The organism is Kitasatospora sp. NPDC043950, assembly GCF_056435345.1.
The window spans coordinates 100,345-108,484 of record NZ_JBWKER010000029.1 but is presented as its reverse complement, the minus strand read 5'-3'; the positions used below and the strand labels follow the sequence as shown (position 1 = coordinate 108,484).

The 8,140-nt window shown below is 70.8% G+C and carries 7 protein-coding genes; all 7 read right to left on the bottom strand.

The genetic code is table 11. The features are described from left to right. Positions 1-480: 480 nt before the first annotated feature. The 7 genes from AC07BF_RS20810 to AC07BF_RS20780 all read right to left on the bottom strand — a co-directional run bounded on the left by AC07BF_RS20810 (position 481) and on the right by AC07BF_RS20780 (position 8,139). Positions 481-2,004 carry a CoA-acylating methylmalonate-semialdehyde dehydrogenase gene (locus AC07BF_RS20810; protein WP_350882849.1) on the bottom strand — a complete coding sequence of 508 codons (1,524 nt, stop codon included), beginning with the start codon at positions 2,002-2,004 and terminating at the stop codon, positions 481-483. Positions 2,005-2,333: 329 nt separating this feature from the next. Next, on the bottom strand, positions 2,334-3,146 hold the full coding sequence (locus AC07BF_RS20805) for a nucleotidyl transferase AbiEii/AbiGii toxin family protein (RefSeq protein WP_363624853.1): 813 nt from the start codon (positions 3,144-3,146) through the stop codon (positions 2,334-2,336). A gap of 70 nt (positions 3,147-3,216) precedes the next feature. Beyond that, complete coding sequence (locus AC07BF_RS20800; protein WP_363585759.1) at positions 3,217-3,648, bottom strand: bifunctional DNA primase/polymerase; 432 nt, start codon at positions 3,646-3,648, stop codon at positions 3,217-3,219. A 161-nt stretch (positions 3,649-3,809) separates the two neighbouring features. Further along, entirely contained in the window at positions 3,810-5,204 is a 1,395-nt protein-coding gene (locus AC07BF_RS20795) for an NAD(P)/FAD-dependent oxidoreductase (protein WP_363585758.1), read from the bottom strand. Between the two features lie 63 nt (positions 5,205-5,267). Continuing rightward, a complete protein-coding gene (locus AC07BF_RS20790) occupies positions 5,268-6,071 on the bottom strand; it encodes an ABC transporter permease (protein ID WP_363585757.1) in 804 nt (267 codons plus the stop codon). Beyond that, positions 6,071-7,000 (bottom strand): ABC transporter permease, encoded by a 930-nt coding sequence (locus AC07BF_RS20785; RefSeq protein WP_350882859.1) that lies wholly within the window; start codon positions 6,998-7,000, stop codon positions 6,071-6,073. The genes AC07BF_RS20790 and AC07BF_RS20785 overlap by 1 nt, the downstream gene beginning before the upstream one ends. Continuing rightward, a complete protein-coding gene (locus AC07BF_RS20780; RefSeq protein ID WP_363585756.1) occupies positions 6,997-8,139 on the bottom strand; it encodes an ABC transporter ATP-binding protein in 1,143 nt (380 codons plus the stop codon). The genes AC07BF_RS20785 and AC07BF_RS20780 overlap by 4 nt, the downstream gene beginning before the upstream one ends. Position 8,140: the final 1 nt, after the last annotated feature.

The window sequence follows — 8,140 nt, the reverse complement described above, 5'->3', positions numbered from 1 at the left end:
GTTGACTTTTGGCACGCTGTTGAGTTCTCAAGGAACGGACACTTCCTTCGGACCGCCTTCCAGCGGGCCCTCCGGGCGCTTCGTTCTTTCGTGTTCCCAGCTTACCAGATGTTTTCCGCTCCGTTTCCGGCGCTTCGTTCATCCAACTCGCTGGTGTCTTCTGCGGCTTGACGCCCCGTCCGACGTTTCAAACTCTAGCCGATCCCCGCTCCGAAAAGCGAATCGACCGCAATCCAATAAAACGAACACGCCGAATAGGAACCAAGCCGCGACAAGACGCGACCCGGCCCGAACCAGGAAATGGTGTTTCAAAAGGATTGGCTGCCCCGGGACCGTCCGCGCGGAGATGCGTGTCCGGTGCTCCCAGCCAGGCAGCTCGAAGAACTCTACGCGTGATCGCGACCGGATGCAAACGGGGTGCAAAGGGCCGGCCGGACCCCGGGGAGAGGGGTCCGGCCGGCACGACCGCGGGGCGGGGGATCAGCTGTTGGTGGGGAAGCCGAGGTTGATACCGCCGTGCGAGGGGTCCAGCCAGCGCTGGGTCACGGCCTTGCCGCGGGTGAAGAACTGCACGCCGTCCGGACCGTACGCGTGGGCGTCGCCGAACAGGGAGGCCTTCCAGCCGCCGAAGGAGTAGTAGGCGACCGGGACCGGGATCGGCACGTTGATGCCGACCATGCCGACCTCCACCTCGAACTGGAAGCGCCGGGCCGCGCCGCCGTCGTTGGTGAAGAGGGCGGTGCCGTTGCCGTACGGGTTGGCGTTGATCAGTGCCAGGCCCTCGTCGTAGGAGGCGACGCGCACGACGGAGAGGATCGGGCCGAAGATCTCGTCGTTGTAGACGGACATGCCCGGCTTCACGTGGTCGAACAGGGTGGGGCCGAGCCAGAAGCCGTCCGAGGTCGGGGCGCCGTTCTCGTCCTCGGCGGTGACCGGGTGCTTGCGGCCGTCCACGGCGAGCTCGGCGCCGTCGGCGACCCCGGACTCGACGTAGGAGGTGACCTTGTCGCGGTGCTGGCCGGTGACCAGCGGGCCCATCTCGGAGTCGCCGTTGCAGCCGGGGCCGACCTTCAGGGTGGCGATCCGCTGCTTGATCTTGTCGACCAGCTCGTCGCCGATCGGGTCGACCGCGACCAGGACGGACACGGCCATGCAGCGCTCGCCGGCCGCGCCGAAGCCCGCGTTGACGGCGGCGTCGGCGGCCAGGTCGAGGTCGGCGTCGGGCAGGACCAGCATGTGGTTCTTGGCGCCGCCCAGGGCCTGCACGCGCTTGCCGTAGCGCGTACCGGTCTCGTAGACGTAGCGGGCGATCGGGGTGGAGCCGACGAAGCTGACGGACTTGACGTCCGGGTGCTCCAGCAGGCGGTCCACGGCGGCCTTGTCGCCGTGCACGACGTTGAAGACGCCGTCCGGCAGGCCGGCCTCCTTCCACAGCCCGGCGAGGAAGTTGGCGGCGGACGGGTCCTTCTCCGAGGGCTTCAGGACGACGGTGTTGCCGGCCGCGATCGCGAGCGGGAAGAACCACATCGGCACCATGGCCGGGAAGTTGAACGGCGAGATGATCGCGACCGGGCCGAGCGGCTGGCGGATCGAGTAGACGTCGACGCCGGTGGACGCCTGCTCGGTGAAGCCGCCCTTGACGAGCTGCGGGATGCCGCAGGCGTACTCGACGACCTCCAGGCCGCGGGCGATCTCGCCGAGCGCGTCGGAGTGGACCTTGCCGTGCTCGGACACGATGATCGCGGCCAGCTCGTCGCGGCGGGCGTTCAGCAGCTCGCGGAAGGCGAACAGCACGGTGGTGCGCTTGGCGACCGAGGCGGTGCGCCACTCGGCGAAGGCCGAGGCGGCGGCGGCCACGGCCTGGTCGACCTCGGCGATCCCGGCGAAGTCGACCTGGCCGGCGACCTGGCCGGTGGCCGGGTCGAAGATGTCACCGCGGCGGGGCGCCGCGCCGGCGGTGGCGACGGGCTCGCCGCCGATCCAGTGAGTGATGTGCTTGCTCAAGTCCGTCTGCCTCCGAAGTCCCGGGCGGCGTCCTGCCGCCGGTCCTGTCTGGCGCCGCCCGCGAGTGGGCCGGGCGACGGGATTCACGGGGCTACCGCGCTCGTCTCCAGTCTGGTGGCCGCCGCGCCAGGCCTCAACGAACAGGCTGACGGGGATCGCGGATTCAGCCTTACAGGTCGTCCGGTTGCTCGGCCGAACGCGTGAGAGAGCACGAACGTGTGAAGCCGGACCCGCAAGGACGAACGCGCGAGGACGAACACGCGAGGACGGACGCGCAGCAACGAACCCGCAAGACGAGCGCGCGAGGACGAAGCGCCGCCACCCCGCGTTCAGGACTCCTCGTCCTCCAGGTACGGGTCGTGCAGACCGTCGGCCGCCTCCTGGGTCTCCAGCAGGTCCAGCCGCAGGTCCTGGGCCCAGGCGAGCGCCCACCGCTTCAGCCCGCCGACCGCTCGTGCCGCGACACCCCGGGCCCGGAACCGCCCGTCCGCCGCCTCGGCCAGCGTCTCCAGCCGGTCGGCGAGCGCCGCGGGCTGGAAGTCCGCGTCCAATTCGCCTGCCAGTGCGAGGAGCTCGCCCTCCCGGTAGCAGTCGGTGAGGGCGTGCACATCAACCAGGTCCCGCGGCATGCCACGGTCCACCAGCAGCGCGGTGGTGAGCGCGGCGGCGTCCTCCAGGGCGACGACCGGCAGGACCACCGGCAGGACGACTGGCGGCGCCACCGGCGGGACCGCCGACAGCACCACCGCCGGCTCGCCGGGCGGGGGCGCGGCAAGGTCGAAGCGCACCGGCCGGTGGGCCAGCGGCTCCTTCCGCAGCTCCACCGAGTGCGACCGCCCGCCGAGCGCGAGCCGAACGGTGAGCTGCTCCAGTCGCGGCGTGCCCGGGCGTTCGGCGACCCCGCCGCCGGCCGCGCGGTAGGCCTCGCCCAGCGCGGCGGCCACCTCCGGCAGGTCGGCCCCGCCGGTCACCAGGGTGAGGCCGTCCTGCGGGCAGGCCGCGACGCCGTGGGCGCGCAGCGCGTGCCCGCCGGCCAGGGCGAGCCCGTACCGGTCGCAGACTGGGGCCGCCAGTGCGGCGAGGCGCAGCTGGGCCGGGCCCGGTCGAAGGGGCGCGTCGACGGCGTCCGGGGCGGTGGTCACGTTTCCAGTCTGACGCGACCGCCCGCCCCGCGCGCCACCGCCGGCCGGGGCCGGAGCCCGGACCGCGGGATCACCAGCCGCTGAGCCCGGCCGCGGCCTCGTGCAGAGCGAGTTCCAGCAGCACCGGGTCGTTGAGCCGTCCGGAGCCGTCGGGCGGGACCAGCCAGCGCACCCCGCGGCTGCGGCGCTCGGGGTGCGGGACGACGATCCAGGTGCCCTCCCCCGCGCTGCGCACGCCCGTGCCGATCCAGCGGGCGGCGGTGCCGACGGGGACCAGGAAGCTGACGTGCTCGTCCCCGAAGTCGGTGAGGACGGGGCCGCAGGAGCCGGTGTCCAGGATCTCCAGGGCCGGGCGCCCGAGCCGTCCGGGGACGGAGAGGACGTCCCAGCGGCGGCCGGCCGGTAGCAGCATCAGCCCCAGTCCGGTGCGCTCCCATTGCTCCCGGAAGGCCTCCGGGTCCGGTGCCACCTGGGCGAGCCAGTGCAGTCCGGTGCTCTCCATGTCTGTCCCCGCTTCTTGCCGCTGGTTCCGGTCGGGTCGTCCCGGTCGGGACGCGGCGGGGAGACCGAGACCCGCCGTCACCAAGGAGAGGCGGACGGCGGGTCTCTCTTACACGGATAACACGGATAACGCGGATGACACGGATAACGCGGACAACGGGGTCAGCTGTCGAAGCCGAGCCCCATGCGGTCGAGCGTGCGCAGCCAGAGGTTGCGGTGGCCGCCGTTGCGGTCCGCGCGCTCCAGCGAGCGGGTGGTGATCTCGATCCCGGCCCAGCGCACCGGCTCGGGCGGGAACGGCAGCGGCTTGCTGCGCACCATGTCCAGCGAGGTGCGCTCGGTGCGCTCGCCGGACAGCAGGTCGAGCATCACCTCGGCGCCGAAGCGCGTCGCGCCGACGCCGAGCCCGGTGTACCCGGCCGCGTACGCGACCTTGCCCCGGTAGGCGGTGTCGAAGAACGCCGAGAACCGGCTGCAGGTGTCGATGGCGCCGCCCCAGGCGTGGGTGAACCGCAGGCCCTCCAGCTGCGGGAAGCAGCGGAAGAAGTGGTTCGCCAGCGTGCGGAAGGTCTCCGGCCGCTGGTCGTACTCGTGCCGGACGTGGCCGCCGTAGTGGTAGACGGCGTCGTAGCCGCCCCACAGGATCCGGTTGTCGGCGGAGAGCCGGAAGTAGTGGAACTTGTTGGCGCTGTCGCCGAGTCCCTGCCGGCCGCGCCAGCCGATCGCGGCGAGCTGTTCGTCGCTGAGCGGCTCGGTCATCAGCGCGTAGTCGTACACCGGCACGACGTACGGCCGGACCCTCTTGACCAGCGACGGGAACACGTTGGTACCGAGTGCGACGCGCCGGGCGAAGACCCGTCCGTACGGGGTGCGGACGGCCATGCCGCTGCCGTACTCCCGCAGGTCGGTGGCCCGGGTGTGCTCGAAGATCCGCACGCCCTGGCCGAGGCAGGCGTCCCGCAGGCCCCAGGCGAGCTTGGCGGGGTGGACCATCGCCACGCCCTCCTTGTCCCAGAGGCCGCCGAGGAAGGTCGGCGAGTCGACCTCGGCGCGCAACTCGTCGGCGTCCAGGACGGTGATGTCGAAGCCGTACCGGGCGACGGCCTCGGCGATCTCGTGGAGTTCCTCGACCTGGTGCGGCTGGGTGGCGACGTCGATCTCGCCGGTGCGCTCCCACTCGGCGTCGATGCCGTAGCGCTTGAGGGTGGCCTCGATGCCGTCCAGGTTGGCGGCACCGAGGCGTTCCAGCTGGGCGAGTTCGGCGGGCCAGCGTTGCAGGCCGTTGCCGAAGCCGTGGGTGAGGCTGGCCGCGCAGAATCCGCCGTTGCGCCCGGACGCGGCCCACCCGACCTCGTTGCCCTCGACCAGCACGACGTCCAGCGAGGGGTCGCGTTCCTTGGCGATGAGGGCGGTCCAGAGGCCGGAGTAGCCGCCGCCGACGACCAGCAGGTCGCAGGTGGTGTCGCCGACCAGGGCGGGCAGCGCCGCCGGCCGGCCCGGGTCCTCCAGCCAGAAGGGGGTGGGCCTGGCGTCACTGAGTGCGCGGGCGGAGTCCATGCATTATCAGCCACTTTCTGTACTTAGGCGATGATTTGTTCGGCCACCACACCCGACCGTACGTCAGGCGGTGGCCTTCCGGCGGTTGCCCAGCCACTGGCCGCCGACGGTCAGCGCGACGGCGGCGATGAACATCGCGGTGCCGATGACGTTCACCTGCACCGGGATGCCGCGCTGCGACGCGCCCCAGACGAACATCGGGAAGGTGACCGTGGTCGGGCCCGAGTTGAACTGGGTGATGATGAAGTCGTCGAAGGAGAGCGCGAAGCTGAGCAGCGCTCCCGCCGCGATGCCGGGGGAGGCCAGCGGCAGGGTGACCCGCAGGAAGGTCTGGGTGGGGGTCGCGTAGAGGTCCTGGGCGGCCTGTTCGAGCCTCGGGTCCATGCTCATCACGCGGGCCTTGACGGCCGTCACCACGAAGCTGAGGCAGAACATGATGTGCGCGATGAGGATGGTGGTGAAGCCGAACGGGATGCGCATGTTGAGGAACAGCGTCCCGAGCGAGGCGGCCATGACCACCTCGGGCATGGCCATCGGCAGGAAGATCATCGCGGTGGTGGCCGAGCGGCCGCGGAAGCGGTAGCGGGCCAGCGCGAAGGCGACCATGGTGCCGAGCACGGTGGCGCCGATGGTGGCGAGCACCGCGATCTGCAGGCTGAGCGAGAGCGACTGGCACATGTCGGCCACGCCGCAGGGGTTGGTCCAGGCGTCGGTGGAGAACTCGTTCCACTCGTAGTTGAACTTGCCGACCGGCTTGTTGAACGAGAAGGCGAGCACGACCAGGTTGGGCAGCACCAGGTAGGCGAGGGCCAGCAGGCCGGCCAGCACCACCAGGTGGGCGCGTATCCACTTGGTAATCCGGGACATCAGACCAGTTCCTCCGTCCCGGCCTTGCGCATGTAGACCGTCACCATGCCCAGGATCAGGGCCATCAGGATGAAGCTCAGTGCGGCAGCCGTGGGGTAGTCGAGCACGTTCAGGAACTGCTTCTGGATGCCGTTGCCGACCATCTGCTCGCTCGGCGAGCCCAGCAGCTGGGCGTTGATGTAGTCGCCGGAGGCCGGGATGAAGGTGAGCAGGGTGCCGGCGACCACCCCGGGCAGCGAGATCGGGAAGGTGACCTTGCGGAAGGTGGTGAACGGCCGGGCGTACAGGTCGCCGGCCGCCTCGTGCAGGCGGGGGTCGATCCGCTCCAGCGAGGTGTACAGCGGCAGGATCATGAACGGCAGGAAGTTGTAGGTGAGACCGCAGACCACGGCGAGCGGCGTGGCGAGCACCCGGTCGCCGGAGGTGAGGCCGAGCGCGTTGGTGACGTCCAGGACGTGCAGGGTGTTGAGCACTCCGACCACCGGCCCGCCGTCGGACAGGATGGTCTTCCAGGCCAGCGTGCGGATCAGGAAGCTGGTGAAGAACGGCGCGATGACCAGGATCAGGATGACGTTGCGCCAGCGCTTGCTGGCCTTGAAGGCGATCGTGTACGCGAGCGGGTAGCCGACGGCCAGGCAGAGCACGGTGGCGATGCCCGCGTAGGAGAACGAGCGGACGAAGTGCCACTTGTACTCGACCAGGGCGTCCCAGTAGGTCGCGAGGTGCCAGGTGACCTTGAAGCCCGCTTCGAGCGAGCCGGTCTGCAGCGAGGTGGACGCCTGGTAGACCATCGGGACGGCGAAGAAGACGACGAGCCAGGCGATGCCGGGCAGCAGCAGCCAGTACGCGGTGAGCTTGCGCTTCGGCTTCCGCGCCGGTTCCGCGAGCGGTATGACCTGTGACGGGGCGGCCGGGGTGGTGGTGGTCATGCGGCCTCCTCCGCGGTGCCCGCGTCGATCGCCTGCGCGGCGTCCAGGGCGAAGGAGTGCGCCGGGTTCCAGTGCAGCAGGACGGGCGCGCCGGGGACGATCCGGGCGTCGCGCTCCATGTTCTGCTCGAAGACGGTGACCTCCTGGCCGCCGTCGGTGCGCACCACGTACTGGGTGGAGACGCCGATGAAGCTGGAGTCGAGGACGGTGCCGGCCAGCCGGTTGCGGCCGTCGGCGACCTCGGCGGAGGCGTGCGCGATGGTGATCTTCTCCGGGCGCACGCCCAGGTGGACCTGCCTGGCCTCGGTGGCGCAGCGCGCCTTGGGCACGGCGAGGCGGACGCCGGCCGCGCTGAGCAGCAGGTCGCCGCCGTCGGTGCCGGTGACCTCGGCGGGCAGCAGGTTGGACTGGCCGAGGAAGTTGGCCACGAAGGTGGTGGCGGGGTTCTCGTACAGCTCGGCGGGGGCGCCCAGTTGCTCGACCCGGCCGCCGTTCATCACCGCGATGGTGTCGGCCATCGTCATGGCCTCCTCCTGGTCGTGGGTGACGTGCACGAAGGTGATGCCGACCTCGGTCTGGATCCGCTTGAGCTCCAGCTGCATCTGGCGACGCAGCTTGAGGTCGAGCGCGCCGAGCGGCTCGTCGAGGAGCAGCACCTGGGGGTGGTTGATCAGGGCGCGGGCGACGGCGACGCGCTGCTGCTGGCCACCGGAGAGCTGGTGCGGCTTGCGCCGGGCGTACTGGCCGAGTTCGACCAGCTCCAGCATCTCCTCGACCTGCTTCTTGACGTCCTTGCGGCCGCGGCGGCGCAGGCCGAAGGCGACGTTCTCGAAGATGTCGAGGTGCGGGAAGAGCGCGTAGCTCTGGAAGACGGTGTTCACCGGCCGCTTGTACGGGGGCAGGGCGGTGACGTCCTGGCCGCCGATCAGGACGGTGCCGCTGGTGGGCTCCTCCAGGCCCGCGATCATGCGCAGGGTGGTGGTCTTGCCGCAGCCGGAGGCGCCGAGCAGGGCGAAGAAGGAGCCCTGCGGGACGGTGAGGTCGAGCGGGTGGACGGCGGTGAAGGCGCCGTAGGTCTTGCCGATGCCGGTGAGGCGGACGTCGCCGCCGGCGGCCGCGTCGCGCTGCTGGTCTGTCATG

What these genes read in the sequence shown, in the direction of transcription:
- AC07BF_RS20795 (WP_363585758.1), bottom strand. Translation starts at nt 5,204, where the DNA reads ATGGACTCCGCCCGCGCACTCAGTGACGCCAGGCCCACCCCCTTCTGG.
- AC07BF_RS20785 (WP_350882859.1), bottom strand. Translation starts at nt 7,000, where the DNA reads ATGACCACCACCACCCCGGCCGCCCCGTCACAGGTCATACCGCTCGCG.
- AC07BF_RS20790 (WP_363585757.1), bottom strand. Translation starts at nt 6,071, where the DNA reads ATGTCCCGGATTACCAAGTGGATACGCGCCCACCTGGTGGTGCTGGCC.
- AC07BF_RS20800 (WP_363585759.1), bottom strand. Translation starts at nt 3,648, where the DNA reads ATGGAGAGCACCGGACTGCACTGGCTCGCCCAGGTGGCACCGGACCCG.
- AC07BF_RS20780 (WP_363585756.1), bottom strand. Translation starts at nt 8,139, where the DNA reads ATGACAGACCAGCAGCGCGACGCGGCCGCCGGCGGCGACGTCCGCCTC.